The organism is Ruminococcus sp. AF31-8BH (assembly GCF_003460605.1).
Taxonomy (GTDB): domain Bacteria; phylum Bacillota; class Clostridia; order Lachnospirales; family Lachnospiraceae; genus Blautia_A; species Blautia_A acetigignens.
In genome coordinates, this window is record NZ_QTVN01000001.1 from 249,828 (window position 1) to 269,794 (window position 19,967).

Genomic DNA, 19,967 nt, shown 5'->3' on the forward strand with positions numbered 1-19,967 from the left:
CCCTTTCATATTGTGCCGCAAAAATATTTTAAATTACTGTTCAAACACAATGTGGTAAGTTCCGCTTCCTGCTTCAGCACTCATGTAATCTGCTGCCTTCGTAAAGGTAAGCCCATCGCTTTTTACAACAGCTTTCGCCTGATCCAGACGAATCTGGGCAGTTGTGTTTACCGGAATCTGAACAGTCAAAAGAATCTGTGTTCCCTGGACTTCCCATTTTACACCAACATTGCCATAAATGCTATGATAATTTCCTTCTGTGTACTTCAGATTACCTCCGATTCGCGGATAAAGCACTGCATGCTTGAAGCCCGGCTGCTCCGGATCTGCCTCGATTCCAGCCATTGCGCGGTACATCCACTCTCCGATGGCACCGTATGCGTAATGATTGAAGGAGTTCATATCTGCGCTCCACATACTTCCGTCATCCTTCAGTCCATCCCAGTGTTCCCAGATTGTGGTAGCACCTTTCTTTACCTGATACAGCCAGGATGGGAAATCCTCCTTCAGAAGCAGATCATAAGCATCCTTCAGAGCATGGTTCTGACTCAGCGCATGGCAGAAATACGGAGTTCCTACAAATCCGGTAACCAGATGTCCGTTTTCCTTGGCCAGCAGTTTCTTCAAGCCTTCCACTGTTTTTTCAATATATTTCTCAGGAGTGAGCTGGAAATACAGTGCCACAATATGTGCGGTCTGTGTCTGAGCTGTCATATTACCCTCTGCGTCAAAGAAGGTATCCTGGAATTTCTTCACGATCTTACTGTAAAGCTCCTCATATTCTGCTGCCACATCATCCTTTCCAAGAGCCTTCGCCATTTTTACGAAAAGTCCGGTGGAATATGCATAGTATGCAGTGCAGGTCAGATCATTTGGAGTTGCACCAAAATAGCTTCCCTCTTCTGCATCCAGAGCAACCCAGTCACCAAACTGCAGCTTATAATTCCAGATATAATCCACAGCATGGGCACGCATGAAATCGATCCATCCCTTCATGCTATTATACTGTCTTTTCAGAATATCCTTGTCTCCATACATCAGATACATGGTCCACGGGTTGATGATTGCCGCATCGGCCCATGCTGCTGCAGAATGAGGTCCCTGGCTGAGAAGCCAGTTGCCATCTGTTCGGCCTTCTTCAATGTTCGGAACTACGTGCGGTACGCCGCCCTCCGGTGTCTGGTCAACCTCCAGATCACGAAGCCATTTCTTATAGAAGGTATATGTATTCATCAGATAGGTTGCTGTACGGCAGAAAATCTGCGCATCGCCAGTCCAGCCAAGACGCTCATCACGCTGCGGACAGTCTGTAGGCACATCCAGGAAATTACTCTTCAGTCCCCACAGGAAGTTATGGTGAAGCTGGTTCAGAAGCGGGTTTGAGCACTCCAGCTTTCCGGTGGAAGCCATATCAGAATGCAATGTGCATGCAGTAAAGTTTTCTGCCTTTGGCTCTCCCGGATAGGAAACGATCAGTGCATACTGAAATCCCATATATGTAAAGGTCGGATGCCAGGTAACAGTTCCCTCTTTGGCAAATGTATATTTCATAGTAGCCTTGGCAGCACGAAGGTTATCCAGATAAACATTTCCGTCTTTGTCCAGCACTTCAAAGCAGTGAAGCTCAATTACATCTCCTGGTTTTCCGGATGCAGTGACTTCAATGCGGCCTGCCATGTTCTGCGCAAAGTCCACAACCGTATCTCCTGCAGGAGTTTTAAAAATACGCTTTGCAGGAATGCGGTCCATTACGTGAACCTTGGCTGCATACTGAGCGCGCATTACCTCTGTATCAAAAAATACAAGCTGTACCGGCTTCCAGCTTCCGGAAGGTGTTCCTGCCTTTGACCAGTCTGGAATTTCCAGATTTGCATCATAGGTTTCACCATCATAAATTTCTGCAAAAACAACAGGAGAATCACAGCCGGTCCAGGAGGTATCTGTGCAGATAGATTCTGTGGTTCCATCTGTATAGCGGACCACGATCTCCATGGTAAAAGCTGTCTGATCACCATAATTGTTGCGAGCCTTTGTAAGTCCCATAACCCCCTTATACCAGCCAGGAGCAAGCATAGCACCGGCACCGTTTATACCCTTCTGCAGATATTCTGTTACATCATAGGTCTGGTAAAGAAGATGTCTCCTATAAGAAGTCCAGCCAGGTGTCATTTCATCCTCGCCAACCTTTCTGCCGTTCAGATAAAACTGATACAGGCCAAGGGCAGTGGTAAATGCATAGGCTTCCTTTACTTCTTTTTTAATTTCAAAGGTTCCTCTTACATAGGTTCCCTTGGAAACATTTTTGTAGGAATCGTCTGTCTCTGCTGATACGAAAGGAGCTTTCCATGCAGGTGCACCTTCCTCCCACTCACCATTTGCGCCTGCAAGTGCAGTTACAAAGGAAGCGGTGTCACTCCACAAAGTTTCTTCCTCTCCGTCTGCGGCTTTCACGCGGACAAAATAGCGTTTCGCATTTTCCAGGCTCCCCTTGGCATAAACATGAGCAGACTCCTCGGACTCTGTTTTTCCGCTGTTGTAAATCAAATCTGTAAAATCAGCATCCTTTGCAATCTGAAGCTCATAGGATTTCTGTTTTACATTTTTCTTATCGCTGACAAGCTCCCAGGCAAACTGCGGCATATGAGAAACACCTACAGGAGCTGTTTCATAATCCATATAAATTTTCTTAATTGCGAGCATTTCTTATCCTTGACCTTTCTTTATACAAACGATTCCTGTATGCAGGAATTCATTTAGCGTTTTCTAAGCTTCAGCATCTGTCTTGCCTCATCTGGTGTTGCAGGCTCCAGACCCATAGCGCGGATCAGGTTCACCAGCTTCTCAACAACCTGCCAGTTGTACTGGGCATCCACGCCATCTTCAAGATAATGGCTGTCTTCAAAACCTACACGGACTACAGTTGCGCCCATAGCGATAGCAGCTGCCAGGAATGTCCAGTTGTCACGTCCAAAATGAGTAACACCCCAAAGTGCATCGGATGGAACAAAGGAGCGAAAAGCTGCCAACATTTCAGGTGTAGGCTGCATGCCACCCTTGTGACCGAATACCAGGTTGAATAACATGGGGTCTGCAAATGGCTGCTCAGATTTCACAACTGCCATATTATGCAGCATTCCGATATCAAAAACCTCAGTTTCCGGAAGAATCCCTCTTTTATAAACTGCATCTGCACAGTAGCGGATATCATCAAAGGAATTGATATATACAGCTTCTCCCAGGTTTGTGCTTCCACCGTTCAGTGATGCACTCTCTACCTTGGGATAATCCAAGGGGTTACAGCGATCCTGAATATTCATGTCAGAGACACCACCTGTAGAAGCCTGAACAACTACATCTGTACGTTTCAAAATCTCGTCAAAGCACTCAGACATGTAAGAAATATCCGGTGTAAGGCTTCCATCCGGTTTACGGCAGTGAAGATGGCACATGGCTGCGCCAAGCTTTACGCTTTTCTCAACATCCTCTGCAAGTTTTACTGCATCCACACTGGTTCCTGCCTGTACAGGTGCCAGAGAAATAATTACTTTTCTCATCTTATTACCTCCCATTTAGCATCTCCCCCTCACCCACCGCTTAGTATTCCGCGCACTTGAAGCTGGGGAATGCTTATCTACGTTCAAATTAATTCTTCCACGATTTCCTTCAGAGTACTTACTTCTCCTACATTGCCTGGGAAAATAATATAAGGCATTCCGGGGAATTTACTCTCTTCTCCGGTCATCCAAACCGGAATTCCCTTCTTCACCTGACCCATAACCCGGGCTTTCTTTACATGAAGTGCCTTGGTTCCCACATCTGAGGATGTGATTCCGCCTTTTGCTATAATAAATTTAGGCTTCACCTGAAGCTTGCCGATAATGCTTGTCACAGCATTGGAAATTTTTACGGAAATCTGCAGTTTCTCCTCCGGAGTCATGTTCTCCGGTGCAAGAAGCTGTCTGCTTGTATAAATTACGACGGTTCTGCCTGAAAGGATTTTTTCCTCTGCTGCCTCCACCGTTCTCTCTACCTCTTTCTCCAGACCATTTTCTTCAAAAACGGTGTTTACCTGAAATTCCATAAAGTCAACCTGTCCGTCCAGTTCCTTCAGACAGTTCAGCTGGTCTGTAGTCTTCTTCACATGGGAACCGATCAGAACGATCCCACCGTTTTTGGTCGCACCTTCCAGCTGTGCTTTTCCTAAAAGAGGCTGGTCCAAGATGCGTCCCATTACCTTGGTAAAAGCAGCTGCTGTTCTTGCCATATAATGTTTTCCTTCTTTCATAGCAAGCGCCAGTGCTGCACAAAAAACCTTCAGATCTGCGTAGGAAACTGCGTTCACAATAATCTTTGCCATATCTTTCGCAGATATAAGCTTTGCTTTGATTCCCTGTATATCCAGCGCATTCAGTTCCTCCAGAGAAATTGTGATGCAGTCTTCTTTTTTATATTTTCCGGCTGTTTTTTCCTCTACATATTCCGTAAGGTCGGAGGATTTGTAGCCGAAGGTCTTGTCTTTTGCAAACTCTGTCATTCCGGCAGGAACCAGATTGTCCTGTTCTTTTACGTAATGGATATTATCCATTGTATAGCGTCCGCCTTCTGGGAAAAATGGACAGATAATCTCCCCATCAACAACAACGCCCTCGTTCTTTGTCAGGCCATCTGCCAGAAGCTGTGTTTCCAGCGGATAGTGACCTCTTAAAGTAGAATCTCCACGGGAAATAATCATAAAATCCTGTCCCAGTTCTCTGGCAACCTTTGCCACTCTTGCGGCAATATCCAGATGAACTCTTGTAGTTTCCTCTACAGAAAAGCTCCGTGAATTGGTGAGAATAAAAAACATGTTTTCTTTTTCCTCAAATCCCTTGCGAATGGATTCTTCTTCCCAGTCAGTATAAACCGACACATCATGAACGGTCTGCACACCAGTCGGATCATCATCCAGTACTACTATTTTTTTATGAAAACCTTCCATTGCCTGGGAAAGAAGCGCTTCTGCCTTATCGGCATCTGTTCTATCTCTTTCTGCGGCAGTCCGGAAGGGAATTACTTTGCATTCCATAGTTTCTATAACTCTCCATTCTGTTGGTGTATTATCGCCCAACCAATTGTGGGACACAGTGTTCATTTTTATACGGTATATGCAATTGGGAACCAGATTCTCATCTCGCCGTAATCACGATTATCCCAAGCATAATATGGGATCAGGCGTACATACTTTTTGCTCATACCGTGGTATTTCAGAGGCTGATATAGAGCATTTCTGTCAAACTCAGAACGATCAATCGTGTATTCCTCTGTCTCAAGAGCTGTCATTTTTCTTCCCTCGATTTCAAATTCAACAGGAGCAAACTCTGCATTCAGATCCAGATAAATATCATCCAGAGTCGTTGCATGGGTATCTACACTCTCGCAGCAATATACCAGCGGTCCACGTTCAATGGCAGCCTGTCCCACAGTTTCTTCAACCATGTTATTAGCTACTGTATAGCGGATCTTCATATCCAGATTCAGCTGTACATCCATGTTTTGCAGATCCTCCACAAGAATATCCAAATAGGTTCCTGCATCAGCTGCTGTTAGCTCACGGTTTGCGCCAGCGCCCTTAATAAAGCCGCCTGCAGCCCATCCCGGAACACGCAGTCTTAAGTGAACAGGCGCATTTACCTTCACATTCTTTGCTGTGAAGCGGATTGCTCCATCGAACGGATAATCTGTGGACTGCATCAGTGTGAATTCTCCTCCATTTTCCAGCTTCACCTGAGCTTCACTTGCACCGTACATACCGGTCCATACGCTGTTATCAGATGTAAGATATGCATATTCACTGGACTGGGCAATGGTTCTCGCCAGGTTTGGAGGACAGCAGTAGCTGAGAATATATTCACTTCTTGTAAGTGGCCAGATCAGCTTATAATCAAGCTTCTTGGCGCGTCTTAACATATTTTCATAGAAAAATCTTTTTCCATCCAGACTCAGTGCAGCTAGGTTGGTATTCAACATCATTCGTTCCAGAATATCAAAGTATTCTGCCTTTGGCTCCAGCTGGAACATGCGGTATGCCCAGAAAACGCCGCCAAGAGATGCACAGGTTTCATTGTATGCAGTAATATTCGGAAGCTGATATTCATAGCCATATGCCTGATGAACAAGCTGATGATCAAAAAAGTATCCATACGGAGAAGCGCCATTATACAAGGCTCCACATCCGCCAGTAATATAAAGCTTTTTATCCACAAGACTTCTCCATACTTTGTGGAGAACGTTAATATAATCCGGATCTTCCTCTTCCAGACAAAGATCCGCCACACCTGCATAGAGATAATTGGCACGAACTGCATGTCCAAGAATTTTCTCATGTTGCTTCAGCGGAATCTTATCCTGATTGTCATCCAAGCCGTTCTTTACGCTGTCACGAAGCGCGATCGCCTGCTTCGCAAGCTTCAGATAACGTTCTTCGCCAGTGGTACGATACATTTCCACAAGTCCCATATAATGGGAAGGGCAAACTGCAGTCTGAACCTCTCCTGTGCGCTCTGCCTCTTCATACAGATGCTCCAGATAATCTGCTGTTCTGGCTGCAATTGCAAGAAAGCTGTCCTTGCCTGTAATTCTTTTATGTACACAGGCTGCTGTAAACATATGTCCGAAGTTGTATACCTCGAAATCGTTAATATCTCCCATTCTGGAAACGCCGTTCCCGCTTCTTTCTCCAATGATCTGCTTGGTGGAAAGATAGCCGTCCGGCTGCTGTGCTCTTCCGATGAGATCAATGTATTTTTCAATCTCGTCCTTCAGAAGCTGGTTATCTGTCTGATAAGCCGTATAAATGGCAGATTCCATCCATTTATAAAAGTCTCCGTCTCCGAAAACAGTTCCGTCAAAATCTCCCTGCGCATCTCCGGCGCAGATTTTGAAGTTCTCTACTACATGGCTGATATCCTTGCTGTCAAACATGTGCTTCAGCTGAGGCACAGTGCTGTTCGCGCAGGTATCAAAGCGTTCCTTCCAAAGACCGCCTGTCCATTTTACTTTCATCCCGTCCAGCGCATGTACCTTCGCGTAAGGGGATTTGGTTGTATCTGTCAGCATGATTTTTCTCCTTTAATTATGCAGTTTTGTTATAAACACACTGCTTGCACATTATATAATATAAAAAATTTTACAGTTCTTTTTTTGAAATCTCAAGTCCACATTCTTTATTTTATGTCATGTTTTCTTCGCATGCTCTAACCTTCTGCCCAGAACTGATAATGCTCTGCCAGAACGCTTTCGATTTTCTGATAATTTTTTTCCAGAAGAAGATTGATTATCTTTTGATGAAGCAGAATGAATGTCTCTTTCTGATTCTTCTCCAGAACCAGCTCCACCGTTTTTTCCCTGGACGGAGTGGTAATTCGGTCTACATACTCATGTATGTTGCATAAAATAGGATTTTCCGTGCTTTCTACAAGAGTCAGATGAAAATCAACATCAGCCTGCAACACCTGCTTGGCAGTAACATTTTCGCTCAAAACAACTGTTTTCAGATTATCGAATTTCTTCAAAATCTGGTTCATCTTTTCATCTGTGATTCCGCCTATAATCTGATACAGCATTCCGGTATCCAGAACTTTACGAACCTGAATAATGTCTATTCTCATATTCTTATCCAGAAGAATTCCGTACAGCATCGGGTCTAACATTTTATGATTGTAGGTATCGTTTACAAAGGTTCCTTCCGCTCTTTTTATGTAAACCACCCCATACGCTTCCAGAATTTTAATGGCTTCACGCACAGAATTTCTTCCAATACCAAAATTTTCACACAGCTCCGGCTCAGTAGGAAGTTTATCACCTGGCTGCAGGTTTCCGGCAATAATCGAATCTGTAATCTGTTTCACTACCTGATTTACAACGCTGTCTTTATGAAGCCGCTTTTTCAGTAAATTTTTCTTTTCGGGCATATTTGCTCCCCCTGACTTTTTATAATATATACCGCACTATAAGCACCGGAAATCGCACTGCGCAGGAGTAGGCGATTTTCGGTATTTTAACTCTGGTATTATTATACACTACTTTACAGGCGTTTTAAAACAGCTACATCTCTTGCTTTCAAAATTAGTTTTTCATTTTCCGGCTGTGCCCCAATCAGATTTTCCCATTTGCCTTCCGGAAGCACTATCTGTTTCTCTTCCGCGTTATGATTCATGACAAAATAGAATTTGCCATTTTCATTTTCTCTGCTGGTTACCTCAATCCCTTCTTCCACCTGAAGTACCGGATGCACATCCGTCTCCTCGCATACCTTATGAACAAATATCTTTAAGAATGCCTCATCCGGCTGTGTTCCAAGATAATACGCTTTTCCTTTTCCGTATTCGTTTACTGTGACACAGGGCTCTCCTGCATAAAAATCACTTCCATAAGTTCCAAGTGCCTTTGCATTTTCCAGTCTGAGACGGTCGCACAGGAAGCTGCAGCTGTAGACTTCCTTATTTTTATTCATAATAATCTGATTGGTTTCTTCCGGATAAAGTGCATCTGTCTCTTCCACCCACAGACCAAATACATTGCGAAGCGGACCCGGATATGCCCCAAAGATGCAGCGGTCTGTTTCATCTGCAATGCCTGTCATATAGGTTCCAATCAATGTTCCGCCGTTTTCCACAAATTTAGTTAATCGCTCTGCAAATCCAGGCTTTATCATGTATGCAAGAGGTGCAACTACAACCTTATAGGAATCCAGATCACTTGTGAATTTCACAATGTCCACTGCAATGTTCTGCTTGTGGAATGCACGATAATAATGAGCCACCTGAAGCAGGTAATCCATATCCTTAGTTGGGCCGCTGCAAAGCTCCAGTGCCCACCAGTTGTCCCAGTCAAAGAGAATTCCTACATCGGCATTTGTTCTCGCATCCAGAATCTGTCCGCCAAGCTGATGAAGCTCAGCTCCCAACTGCTCAAACTCCCTGAAAATCCTGGTATCATCTGTTCCTGCATGGGAAATAATTGCACCATGGAATTTCTCCTGTCCGCCAACAGACTGACGCATCTGGAAATATAAAGAGCTGTCTGCACCATGGGCAATTCCCTGATATGCAAGAAGTCTTGCCTCTCCAGGTCTTTTCAGCTTATTATATGGCTGCCAGTTCTGTTGGTTTGGAGACTGCTCTGCAACCATGTAAGAAGCGCCGTCCTTTAGCCCTCTCATAATGTCATGCTTTAATGCCGGGAAAGCAGCGTCATCCTTTGGTGACGGATAGTTGTCCCACCCCACAATGTCCATATTTCTGGTCAGCTGGAACTGATTCAGCTTTTTAATAAATCCGGAAATATTACTGAACACCGGAATGTCCGGAGTAATTCTGCGAAGTACGCCAGCTTCGTTTAAGAAGCATTCCTCTGTGGTATCCGTAACAAACCGCTGGTAATCCAGCTGCTTTGCCGGAAAAAATCTGTCATCATCATTTCTTTCTGTGGGAAGCATGATGGTATCAAAATCATAAACTGTTCTCCCCCAGAAAGAGGTATTCCATCTCTTATTCAATTCTTCTGTGGTTCCATATTTCTTTTTCAGCCATGCACGAAACTTCTTCTCACAATTTTCGCAGTGGCAAAATGTACTGTACTCATTAGCAACATGCCATGCCACAAGCCCAGGGTAGTCTTTGTACCGAAGTGCCATCTGCTCTGCAAGAGCCGCTGCTCTTTCTCTGTATTTTTCGCTGTTTACACAATAAAAATTACGCATTCCGTGAGTACGCTTCAGTCCGTTATTATCCACAGGCATAATTTCCGGATATTTCTTGCTCATCCATTCCGGCTGTGCTGCAGTAGAAGTGGCAAGGCAAACGTAAATTTTATTTTCCCAGAGAATATCCAGAATCTTATCCAGCCATTCAAAATTATAAACGCCTTCTTCCGGCTCAAGCTTTGCCCAGGAAAAAACGGGAAGAGCTACATAATTGATGTGGCATTTCTTGAAATATTCCATATCCTTGCGGATGGTAGCCTCATCCCACTGATCCGGATTATAGTCTCCTCCGAAATAGAGTTCTTTTATTTTCTGTCCTTTCATTCCGATGTCTCCTTAATTGTTTGTATTTTATTTAACAGATCCTGTCATACCTTCAACGAAGGATTTCTGTAAGGTAAAGAATACAATGATTGTAGGCAATGTGGAAAGCACAATACCAACCATTGTCATACCGTAATCCGGTGTAAATCCGGAGGCAAGGTTTGCTACAACCAGCGGCAGTGTAAATTTCGTATCACTCTGCAGTGCGATCAGAGGCCACATGTAGTTGTTCCAGCTTGCCATGAACATGAATATTCCGGCTGCTGCATATGTGGACTTCATCATTGGCATAAAAATTTTGAAAAAGATCTGATATTCATTCAGTCCGTCCATTCTGGCTGCTTCCAGCGTATCCTTCGGGAAGGAATAGGCATTCTGCTTAAAGAAGAAAATCAAAAACGGAGAACCGATTGCCGGAAGAATAATTGCCAGATAATTGTTTAAAAGTCCCATTTTGGAAAACATACGGAACATTGGAATAATCTTTGCTGCAAAAGGTACCATCATGGATGCGATCAGCGCAAGAAAAAGAATTTCTTTTCCACGGCTTGGAAATACAACAAAGGCATAACCTGCAATGGAGCAGATTAAAAGACCTATACCGGTAACGATTACCGCCAGTAAAAGGGAGTTTCCAAATGCTCTCCACAGATTGGAATAGTTAAAAGCATTTGTAACATTTTCTGCCAGTTTATTTCCAAAGGTGAGTTTTCCCATGGTAATGTCAGCAGAGCTATTAGTCATTCCTACAATCATCCAGTAAAATGGGAATACACAAAGTAATGACAATGTCATCAAAAATACATGTTTAAAACCTTCACCAATTAAATGTTTTTTATTCATCATGATCACCTGTCACTTTCTTCTGAACGATTGTAATAAGTACAATGATCACCAGGACCACATAAGAAACAGCAGCTGCATATCCATAATTCGGAACATAGTTAAAGGACAGATCGTAAATGTACTCGGAAATAGTTCTGGTTGCATTTCCAGGACCGCCGCCAGTCAGATTTACAACCTCGTCAAACAGCTGAAGTGTGTTGGTTACTGCCATAATGCTGGTAAGGAAAATAATTGGCTTCAGGATCGGCATTGTGATCTTGAAGAAGGACTGTCTGAAATTAGCACCATCAATTTTGGCAGCTTCATATACTGACTTATCTGTATTTTGCAATGCAGATAAAAAGAAGATCATATAGTATCCGGAATAACGCCAGATCAGGGCAATGATGATAACAAATTTTGCCCAGACAGGATCCAAAATAAATGCAATTGGGGAATTAATCAGTCCAATTGATAACAGAACATGGTTCACAACTCCATCTGTTGCAAAAATGTTCTTAAACAGAATTGCGTAAGAAATAGGAGAAGTTACGCATGGCAGAAAGATGCAGGTTCTGTAAAAGCCTTTCAGTTTTAAGGTTTCAGAATTCAATAAGACAGCAACTAATAATGCAAGAAGCAGCATGATCGGGATCTGGATCACTGCATAAAATAATGTGTTTCCGATTGTTGTTTTAAACCCGGTATCATTGAGCATTCTTACATAGTTGGCTACGCCGCCAAAGGTCAGATTATTTCCTTTTCCTGTTTTTAAGGATAAAAGAAATGCCTGCACCATAGGGATATAACTAAATGCCAGAATCAGCACAGAAGCAATAATTACCATTGTCCAGCCAATACGGGAATTCTTTTTTTCCAATGTGCTACCTTTCATGGAATCTCCTTTCCGTTCTATATCCATTATCTTTTTATTTTAGAAAAGGGGCGAATCACTCCGCCCCCTTAATTTCTTTATTTTAATTATCTTGTTTACGTTTATTTACTGAATAGTCTGGTTAAACTGCTCTTCTGCCGCTGCTAATTCAGTATCCAGATCGCTGCCATTAAGGATGTTAGGAGTCACTGCAAGTAATGCGCTCTGGGCTTCTGCGCTGAATGCACCGGTGTTTACAGATGGAATTAAAGCTTCCCATTCTACCAGTGTTTTATTAATCTGCTGTCCGCTGAAGAAATCAGATGCAGCTTCTACAGCTTCACAATCAGATGCCGGAAGGTAAGTTCCGATGATGTTATTGCTCTTCATAAGAGAATCATACATCTCAACGCTTCCACCGAAAGTCTTGCCAAGGAATTTAGCTGCTGCTTCTGCATTCTTAGAGTTCTTCAGAACAAACCAGCTTGAACCACCCTGGTTGGAATAGTGAGTAGCACCTTCTGTACTCATCTTCGGAATAGGAGCCATTTTCCATTTTCCGCTCTGATCTTCACCAGCCATAATTGTAGATGTAATCCAGCTACCTCTCATAACACATGCTACATCACCATTGTTGATTGCTCCTGCAAATCCGGTCCAGTCACTTACTACCTGGCAGAAATCGGATTCATTAAGTTTTTTGAATACATCATAGCATTCTTTTAATGCATCATTATTTACGAAATCAGCATTTCCATCATTATCTGTGAACCATTTTCCAGTAGACTGAAGCATGATCTGGAACTCTGCAATATCATTCGGGTTGTAGGTCTGAAGCATATGTCCTTTTTCTTTCAGCTTCTCGCCAAGTGCAAGGTACTCATCCCATGTGAGATCCTGCATATCCTCATCGGTTACGCCGATTTCTTCCATATAATCGGTACGATAGAACAGTGCTGCAACACCAGTATCATATGGAACACCATATCCTACACCATCATAAGATACCATGTCTTTCTTGTATGATGCAAAATCATCATAGTTAATATAATCATCCATTGGCAAAAATGCATCTGGATAAGACATCAGATATCCCTGTGCATTTAAATCACTGATAGAAACAATATCCGGTAAATCATCTGTTACACCAGAAGCCAGTACAGTATGAATTTTCTGAAGGCAGTCTGCTTTGGACATTTCTACGAAATTTACAGTTACATCGTCATCCAGGCTATCGGCAACTTCAAATGTTGTACCGTTCATAGTCTTATCCCATGACCACACAGTCAGTTCAACTGGCTCATCTGTTGTCTCAGCTACTACTGTCATTGCCGGTGCAACTACACTTAAGACCATACTTGCAGCTGCGCACATACTAATTGCTACACGAGATACTTTCTTTCTCATTTCTTCACCATGTCCTTTCTATTACGTATAACGTAGGATGTTTAACTTGTTGATATTATACTATCATTTTAGACAAGTTTTGTAAATACTGAATAATAGCTGATTTTAGGTTCTTCTTTTTATGAACTTTAGCTAATATCTTTACCAAAAAAATCCGTAAAAATTAAAGCTTTTACAGTCCCTTTGCTTTCAGTGCTGCAGCCAGTGCCTGTGCTCCAAAGCGAGGGCTGGACAGTACCGGCTTACCGATTTTCTCATGAATTGCATCTTCTGCATATGCCATAGATCCCTGCGCCAAAAGAATCACATCTACCTGATCTGCAATTTCTTCTGCCTTTGCACAAAGAAGTGCTTTAAATTTATCCTGGTCTGCACCGAATGCGTCTACAAGTCCGTCAACCAATTCTACATGGCTGTTCATTTCTCTTGCAACACGGGAGACTGTATTCTTGGTAGGCTCCAGTGTGGTAGGAAGAGTTGCAAGTACGCCTACTCTCTTACCAAGGCGAGCTGCTTCACGGCACATTTCCTCATCAATACGAACGATCGGGATACCTGTATAGCGTCCGATATTCTGTGCGGCATCTGCAACTTCTCCAACAGAAGAGCAGCAGTTTAAAATTGCATCCGCTCCGTCAGAAACAGCCTGCATGTACATTCCGACAAGGCGAGCTGCTGCACCTGCAGTTACATAGCCATGCTCTCTTACCTCTGCAAGAATAGACGGATCCTGATAGTTGAGAATTTCCGGTGTATCTCCGAGATTTTTTCTGATTTCTTCGTTTACACACTCAATAAGCTCTGGTGTTGTGCTGGTATAAACAATTCCTAATTTCATTTTACTTGTCTCCTTCTATAAAATTTTTACGCTTCTAAAACTGTAAAAATTGTACGATTATTTTATATTTATCGTCAAGTCCAATTTCTTTATTTAGTGTCACATTTATTATTGTTATGGCTGTTTACAAATCACCGCCACATCATAAGCAGCTAGCGATAATATTCCGTTAATATCTTCTCCTGTGAGCAAATTCCTGCCTGTTACATTCTTTATCAGGGATTTTTCTCTGCCATGATTCAGATAGAATTCATAGGTAGTGTCTTCTCCCTGACGTTGATGGTATTCCACTTCTCCCGGAAGATCCTTAACTGCAATTCCGGCATCAGCAAGCATTGTTTCAAACAGACTTCCCATTTCTTCAGGTGCAACTCTTGCTGCTATGTAATAGGCACGACCATTTTCTCCGGTATGAGTATCGCTTTCCCATTCTTTTACAGTTAATGCGGCACTTCCCTCATAGAAATCAGTTCCATAGGAAGCCAGGATCTGTGCATCCTGAACCCGTAAGATTTCTGCGTAATCATATACAGTCCATTTTTTTCCATCAGGAAAACACAAGCTGTTTCTATCAGAGGAATATAAGGTGTCAATTTCCTCACTAATCACTCCGAACAACTCTGCCAGCCCGTCTCCTGGAAAACCGCCAAGATAGCACAAGGTATCTTTATCCACATATCCGGTAAAATAAGTGGCTAGAAGCTGACCGCCGTTTTTCACAAATTTCTGCAGATTTTCTGTGGTTCCCGACTGGAGAAGATAAAGCATAGGCGCTACAACTACTTTATAATCACTAAGATCATCACTGGAACCAACCACATCCATTTCTACTCCCAGCTTTTGAAATTCTTTCCAGATTCCAATGCAGGTTTTTTCATAGTTTTTTGTGTTTTCACTTAATGCTTTTACATCCTGGATTGCCCAACGGTTGTCCCAGTCAAATAACAGAGCTGTTTTTGCTTTTACCAGTGTTCCTGCTGCAGGGGCAATTTTTTTGAGCAAAGCACCAACCTCTGCCACCTCCCTGAAAATTCTGGTATCATCCTTTCCAAGGTGATCTACAACAGCTCCATGATACTGCTCAAAGGAGCCGCGGCCTTTTCTCCACTGAAAATACTGAGCAGTATCGGAACCACAGGCAATTGCCTGCATACACGCAAGCTTGTGAACGCCAGGTCTTTTTACTTTATTATACGGATGCCAGTTTACCAGCCCAGGTGCACTTTCCATCAGCATAAAGGGCTTGTCCTTTTTCAACCCGCGCATCACTGCGTGATGAAACCCATTTTCTGTCATGGTTTCATACAAGCTTTCATAATCATTGTTGTATTGTGGATAGCTGTCCCAGGAGATCACATCCAGAAACGGTGCCATTTTTCGGTAATCAAGACCATTGTAAAGCATCATAAAATTTGCTGTCACAGGGATATCCGGGGTAATCTCTTTGAGTACTTGAATTTCAGAATTCATAAAATCATTCATATTCCAGGTAGTAAATCGTTTCCACTCCAGGTTCAGCCCCATAATACTGCCTTCACCATTTGCAAATGGCGGCTCAATCTGATCAAAATCATTGTAACGATGACTCCAGAAGGTTGTCCACCATGCCTGATTTAATTTGTCGATTTCATGATCAAACTGCTCGCTCAGGTACTTCTGAAAACGCTCTACGCACAGAGGACAATAGCACTCTCCGCCTAACTCATTGGAAACATGCCACATAATAAGACCAGGATGCTGTCCGAATTTTTCAGCCAGCAGTTTGTCCATAAGTGCTGTTTTTTTGCGATATTCCGGTGAGGACATGCAGTGATTGTGACGCACCCCATGATGATTTCGCTGGCCGTTTTTTCCAACTCGCATTGCTTCCGGATACTTTTTATCCAACCATGCAGGTCTTGCGCCGGATGGTGTGGCAAGGATCGTATAAATGCCGTTTTCATATAAACTGTCCATAATTTTTTTCAGCCACTCGAAGTGAAATTCGCCTTCCCTAGGCTCATATACGGACCAAGAAAAAACGCCAAGTGTAACACAGTTCACACCTACTTTTTTCATCATTCTGATATCTTCTTCCAGAATGTCAGGACGATCCAGCCACTGTTCCGGATTATAGTCTCCACCATGGACAAAACCATTTAATTTGGAGAATAAAATTTGCTTTTCCATAATTTATATTTCCTTTCATTCTCAAATATACGTCTCTATCACCGGTGCTTCTGTAATTCCGGTTGCAGGTAGCTGCAGGTGAGTAGATGCACCATCTTTCAACTTCCAAACCAGAGTAGTATCCACCTTGATTTCAAGATGGTTTTCACCGTCCAGAAGTGCATCTGTAATCTCCACTTTTGCAGGGAAACCAGCCAGATAACCCACGTCTTCTCCGTTTAATTTCACCTTCAGGCAATCCGCCGCTTCCGGGAATTTCAAGCTATAATGCTCTCCTTCGTTCTTCTTCCAGTTGAAGCTTCCTGTATATAGATAGCTTCCCGTATAAGCTGGAAAATAACCCCTTCCGTTCATGTTTGGAAGCTCTTTATCTGCTTTTAGCTGCAGAGTTTTTCCCCCTTTGGTAGTTACTTTCCACGGAATATAGAGAGTAGTCTGTTTCTCAAGACGAAGTATATCAGGCTCAATTTTTTGTCCTTCTTCTTTAATATGCTTTATTGATTCCAGACATAAAAAGCAGCTCTCTCCAGGCTCCAGACTTCCCAGAATCTGATGTGCATAGCCTTCTGTCTGTGCCGGATAAGACTTCAAATCAAAGCTTTTAGCGCGATTAAACCAGGAATCATAAAGGGTCAGTCCATCCTGTTTTTCATCCTGTACAAGCAAAGCAAAATCAGCTCTTCTGAACACGCTTTCGTTAAATAGCATTGCGCAAAGCCCTTCCTCTGTCTGGTTCACGATCATACGAAGATCCTGAAGGTTTTCGGAAATTGTTCCCTGACCGCTATCTGTAACTGCAAGTTTACGCATCCTATGCTTTTCACTTTCTGCCACAGCTTTTTGGGCCAGATTATCTAATGTTACAATTTCCACCCACTTAGAAAATGCTTCTGGCAGTTCTGTTCCTTTGGTAGTTTTTTCAGGCAATTTATCAATTATGTAAACCTTTAATTTATTTTTCTGATTGGCTTCTATAAACTGTACTACACGCTCATCCAAACACTGCACATATGGAAGAATCAGACTTGCGTAGGTCTTGTCCAGAATCTTCAGAACTCCATTTTCTACGATAGCTTCTGCAAAAACATCTGCCGGAATCACATCATAATCCAGCTGTTTTTCCATAAGGGCACGGCCTGGTTTCTGGAAGTACATTGCTTCGCCGCACCACTCGCTTTCTCCGTGATAAAGGATTGCCGCATCTGCCAGATGGATTCCATTGCTGAGAAAATGGGCACTCCTGTTCATGTATTGCATGAGCCAGGTGAAACACTCAAATCCCGGATTATTACCGCCTGCATAAAAATGCGGCGGACAATCAGGATCCGGATATTTCATGGAAAAAGCATGTGGCGTGAACTCATTAATTCCTCTTACAAGCATATGGTTAGTCAGCCATTTCATAAAGGAATTCCCTTCTGCCCATCCATAGTTTCCGAAGATTTCACACAGCGCACGGTCTTTTTTGTTTTTCTGAATATGAGCTGCCGAGCTTCCTAATTTGGCCAGTCCGAAATGGAAAAATTCGCCGTCGCGGTCTCCTGCAATCCATTGATGAACCGGTTGTGTAAATCCCGGTACAATCTGATGATGAACAACATCAATGCCAGCCATATGCTGTCCTTCCATTTCCCTGAAATAATGTCCGATGCTGCAGCCCATCCGTGCATGTGCATTGTCATCTTCAATAATATGTCCGATATATTCTACACCATGTACCTGACACCAGCTTCCAATCTGACCGCTGAAGCAGGTGTGTACCAAATGGGTCATTGCATCCATATATTCTGTACGAACCTTTGTGGTTTTTTCTTCAGAATCGTACCACAATGCAGGAAGATTGGTGAGAAATTCCTCTTTCCAGGTCTCTGTTAGTTTTCTTTCCAGCTCATCGCTCCAAGGCAATCTGATATCTTTCTGGCCTAACATGTTGTCAAAGGGATAGCCTTTTACGTTGCCAAGCTCTGGCTCATCAGAGAAGAAGCCAGCAATCACATTTCCGAAATATTTACTGTAGCGAGCGTAATGCTTTTCATAAACTTCATCCAACAATACCTTGACAGATGAGGAATCGATCAGATTCATATAATGATCTCTTCCGCCCCCGGTTCTGGTGGTAAATAAGATAAAAAGGCGATAAGCTCCTTCCGGAAGATCAAAGTACACAAAACCGTTTTCCATGGTATCTGTAAGATCCAAAATGCCGCTTCCTCTTACTGCCAAGGTCTGTCCATCTGGCTTTGGTACTGCCAGAATTCCCAGTAGTCTTCCATCTGAAGGAATAAAATTTTCCACCAGGACTGCACCGCTGCGGCAGGGACCCATAATGTCCATATGTCGCTCTACAAGGTACAGCTTTGACTTTTCCGGGTGCTTTTCAAATCCGCCGTTAGCATATCCGGTTGGAAACTTTTTGTCATCCAGAATCCAGAGACGAAGCCCTCTTTTTTCAGCTTCTGCACAAATAAAATCCAGATTTTCCCACCACTTAGGGCCACAGAAATCCGGATGTGGTCTGGATTCCAGACACACCTCACGGATACCGCATTTCTCTATTTTATCCAGCTCTTTTCCGATTGTTTCATTATCTTCCCCTTTCATCCAAAGGAATGGCAAAATGTGGCTGGTACACTTTCCCTGAAGCAAAGCTTGTAAATGTTTCATACGATCTCCTGTTTCTTTTGTATCATAATATTGGTTCGTTTATGTGCGATTATTTTTATCAGAATCAGATCAAAATTTCTTATTTGCTGCTACGCATATGGTTCTGTATTCGCCGTATGTATTGGTAGGATCTCCTTCTTTCCAAGGGCGGGTTGCACAGTAAAAATGGTACAAGGTGTCATCCTTTTTTACAATAGATGCCTTGTGTACATGACCGCTATAATAAGTTCCCTCCGAGCCAAAAGAAAGGATTGGTTCCCTTACCTTTTCCCAGTGAAGAAGATCAGCAGACAGGGCCAGTCCTTCCTGTGCATGACTGTGTCCATCCTCATAAATCTTGCCATAACCAAAGTAAAAGTTCACCCAAATATTTCCGTCTTTCACAATATATGGATCAGACACAAAACGCTCATCCCAGGATTCCCGGTTTACCTTCATCACTGGATTTCCTTCATATCTTTCCCAGTGAAGAAGATCCTTTGAGGTTGCAACACCTGTCTGTTCTGTCCAGCGTTCTTCTTTGTCTTTTGCATTATAAAACATGTACCAAATGTCATTATTGCGGATAATGCAGGCTTTATAGAGTCCGCCTGCTTCCCAGTCGGCACCGTCTTTCCAGGAGAAGCAAGGCTTATCAGGAAAGTGCCAATCCAGCAGTTCTTCGTCTTCTGTCCACGCCAGACCAATTTCAGCCGGGCCACTTTCATAGCCTGTGGAAGGATAAGAATGATAAACCAGCCAATATTTTCCATCTACTTTTCCAAGCTTTGGAATCTGATTAAAATCATCACTTTCTTTAATCATCCAGGTGGCTGCACCGCCAATGCGATCCCAACGGTCGGAATCCAGATTTCGTTTGAGAATTACGCCTTTATGCTCCCAGTGAAGAAGATCATCACTGGTTGCTAAGGCTGACTGATATCCTTTGCCGTCGAAGCCTGTATACAACATGTAATACTTGTTCTGATGCCAGAAAACAAATGGAATATCTACTGCTTTTTCATCAAATGCACCAAGAATTCCGGATCCATGAAGTACTGGTTTTTCATAACGGTAAGGAGTCAGATACTTCTGTATTTTCGGGTCTGTTAATTCGATCATTTTATGTATTCTCCTGTTTTATA

13 protein-coding genes are annotated in these 19,967 nt (G+C 42.9%); all 13 read right to left on the bottom strand.

Translation table 11 applies throughout. The features are described 5' to 3' along the window. Positions 1 to 33: 33 nt before the first annotated feature. The 13 genes from DWZ38_RS01075 to DWZ38_RS01135 all read right to left on the bottom strand — a co-directional run bounded on the left by DWZ38_RS01075 (position 34) and on the right by DWZ38_RS01135 (position 19,944). The gene (locus DWZ38_RS01075) at positions 34 to 2,676 is read right to left on the bottom strand and encodes an alpha-L-rhamnosidase (RefSeq protein WP_243000105.1); all 2,643 of its coding nucleotides are present in this window, start codon (positions 2,674 to 2,676) and stop codon (positions 34 to 36) included. Between the two features lie 77 nt (positions 2,677 to 2,753). Continuing rightward, the gene (locus DWZ38_RS01080; RefSeq protein ID WP_117849474.1) at positions 2,754 to 3,554 is read right to left on the bottom strand and encodes a 3-keto-5-aminohexanoate cleavage protein; all 801 of its coding nucleotides are present in this window, start codon (positions 3,552 to 3,554) and stop codon (positions 2,754 to 2,756) included. A gap of 83 nt (positions 3,555 to 3,637) precedes the next feature. After that, on the bottom strand, positions 3,638 to 5,065 hold the full coding sequence (locus DWZ38_RS01085) for a four-carbon acid sugar kinase family protein (RefSeq protein ID WP_117849475.1): 1,428 nt from the start codon (positions 5,063 to 5,065) through the stop codon (positions 3,638 to 3,640). 68 nt (positions 5,066 to 5,133) lie between these two features. Continuing rightward, positions 5,134 to 7,095: a beta-L-arabinofuranosidase domain-containing protein gene (locus tag DWZ38_RS01090; protein WP_117849476.1), complete on the bottom strand. Its 1,962-nt coding sequence runs from the start codon at positions 7,093 to 7,095 to the stop codon at positions 5,134 to 5,136. A 137-nt stretch (positions 7,096 to 7,232) separates the two neighbouring features. Continuing rightward, positions 7,233 to 7,949: a GntR family transcriptional regulator gene (locus DWZ38_RS01095; protein ID WP_117849477.1), complete on the bottom strand. Its 717-nt coding sequence runs from the start codon at positions 7,947 to 7,949 to the stop codon at positions 7,233 to 7,235. A gap of 113 nt (positions 7,950 to 8,062) precedes the next feature. Continuing rightward, complete coding sequence (locus tag DWZ38_RS01100) at positions 8,063 to 10,066, bottom strand: beta-galactosidase (RefSeq protein WP_117849478.1); 2,004 nt, start codon at positions 10,064 to 10,066, stop codon at positions 8,063 to 8,065. Positions 10,067 to 10,093: 27 nt separating this feature from the next. Next, complete coding sequence (locus tag DWZ38_RS01105) at positions 10,094 to 10,912, bottom strand: carbohydrate ABC transporter permease (RefSeq protein WP_319017790.1); 819 nt, start codon at positions 10,910 to 10,912, stop codon at positions 10,094 to 10,096. After that, positions 10,902 to 11,786: a sugar ABC transporter permease gene (locus DWZ38_RS01110; RefSeq protein ID WP_117849479.1), complete on the bottom strand. Its 885-nt coding sequence runs from the start codon at positions 11,784 to 11,786 to the stop codon at positions 10,902 to 10,904. Before DWZ38_RS01110 ends, DWZ38_RS01105 begins: the two co-directional genes overlap by 11 nt. A 105-nt stretch (positions 11,787 to 11,891) precedes the next feature. Beyond that, a complete protein-coding gene (locus DWZ38_RS01115; RefSeq protein ID WP_117849480.1) occupies positions 11,892 to 13,172 on the bottom strand; it encodes an extracellular solute-binding protein in 1,281 nt (426 codons plus the stop codon). 172 nt (positions 13,173 to 13,344) lie between these two features. Continuing rightward, a complete protein-coding gene (locus DWZ38_RS01120) occupies positions 13,345 to 14,010 on the bottom strand; it encodes an aspartate/glutamate racemase family protein (RefSeq protein WP_117849481.1) in 666 nt (221 codons plus the stop codon). 114 nt (positions 14,011 to 14,124) lie between these two features. Beyond that, positions 14,125 to 16,179 (bottom strand): beta-galactosidase, encoded by a 2,055-nt coding sequence (locus tag DWZ38_RS01125; RefSeq protein WP_117849482.1) that lies wholly within the window; start codon positions 16,177 to 16,179, stop codon positions 14,125 to 14,127. Between the two features lie 21 nt (positions 16,180 to 16,200). Further along, positions 16,201 to 18,843 (bottom strand): hypothetical protein, encoded by a 2,643-nt coding sequence (locus tag DWZ38_RS01130; RefSeq protein WP_117849483.1) that lies wholly within the window; start codon positions 18,841 to 18,843, stop codon positions 16,201 to 16,203. A 69-nt stretch (positions 18,844 to 18,912) separates the two neighbouring features. After that, the gene (locus DWZ38_RS01135; protein WP_117849484.1) at positions 18,913 to 19,944 is read right to left on the bottom strand and encodes a hypothetical protein; all 1,032 of its coding nucleotides are present in this window, start codon (positions 19,942 to 19,944) and stop codon (positions 18,913 to 18,915) included. Positions 19,945 to 19,967 lie beyond the last annotated feature (23 nt).

What these genes read in the sequence shown, in the direction of transcription:
- DWZ38_RS01100 (WP_117849478.1), bottom strand. Translation starts at nt 10,066, where the DNA reads ATGAAAGGACAGAAAATAAAAGAACTCTATTTCGGAGGAGACTATAAT.
- DWZ38_RS01135 (WP_117849484.1), bottom strand. Translation starts at nt 19,944, where the DNA reads ATGATCGAATTAACAGACCCGAAAATACAGAAGTATCTGACTCCTTAC.
- DWZ38_RS01085 (WP_117849475.1), bottom strand. Translation starts at nt 5,065, where the DNA reads ATGGAATGCAAAGTAATTCCCTTCCGGACTGCCGCAGAAAGAGATAGA.
- DWZ38_RS01075 (WP_243000105.1), bottom strand. Translation starts at nt 2,676, where the DNA reads ATGGATTATGAAACAGCTCCTGTAGGTGTTTCTCATATGCCGCAGTTT.
- DWZ38_RS01095 (WP_117849477.1), bottom strand. Translation starts at nt 7,949, where the DNA reads ATGCCCGAAAAGAAAAATTTACTGAAAAAGCGGCTTCATAAAGACAGC.
- DWZ38_RS01080 (WP_117849474.1), bottom strand. Translation starts at nt 3,554, where the DNA reads ATGAGAAAAGTAATTATTTCTCTGGCACCTGTACAGGCAGGAACCAGT.
- DWZ38_RS01125 (WP_117849482.1), bottom strand. Translation starts at nt 16,179, where the DNA reads ATGGAAAAGCAAATTTTATTCTCCAAATTAAATGGTTTTGTCCATGGT.
- DWZ38_RS01120 (WP_117849481.1), bottom strand. Translation starts at nt 14,010, where the DNA reads ATGAAATTAGGAATTGTTTATACCAGCACAACACCAGAGCTTATTGAG.
- DWZ38_RS01115 (WP_117849480.1), bottom strand. Translation starts at nt 13,172, where the DNA reads ATGAGAAAGAAAGTATCTCGTGTAGCAATTAGTATGTGCGCAGCTGCA.
- DWZ38_RS01130 (WP_117849483.1), bottom strand. Translation starts at nt 18,843, where the DNA reads ATGAAACATTTACAAGCTTTGCTTCAGGGAAAGTGTACCAGCCACATT.
- DWZ38_RS01110 (WP_117849479.1), bottom strand. Translation starts at nt 11,786, where the DNA reads ATGAAAGGTAGCACATTGGAAAAAAAGAATTCCCGTATTGGCTGGACA.
- DWZ38_RS01090 (WP_117849476.1), bottom strand. Translation starts at nt 7,095, where the DNA reads ATGCTGACAGATACAACCAAATCCCCTTACGCGAAGGTACATGCGCTG.
- DWZ38_RS01105 (WP_319017790.1), bottom strand. Translation starts at nt 10,912, where the DNA reads ATGATGAATAAAAAACATTTAATTGGTGAAGGTTTTAAACATGTATTT.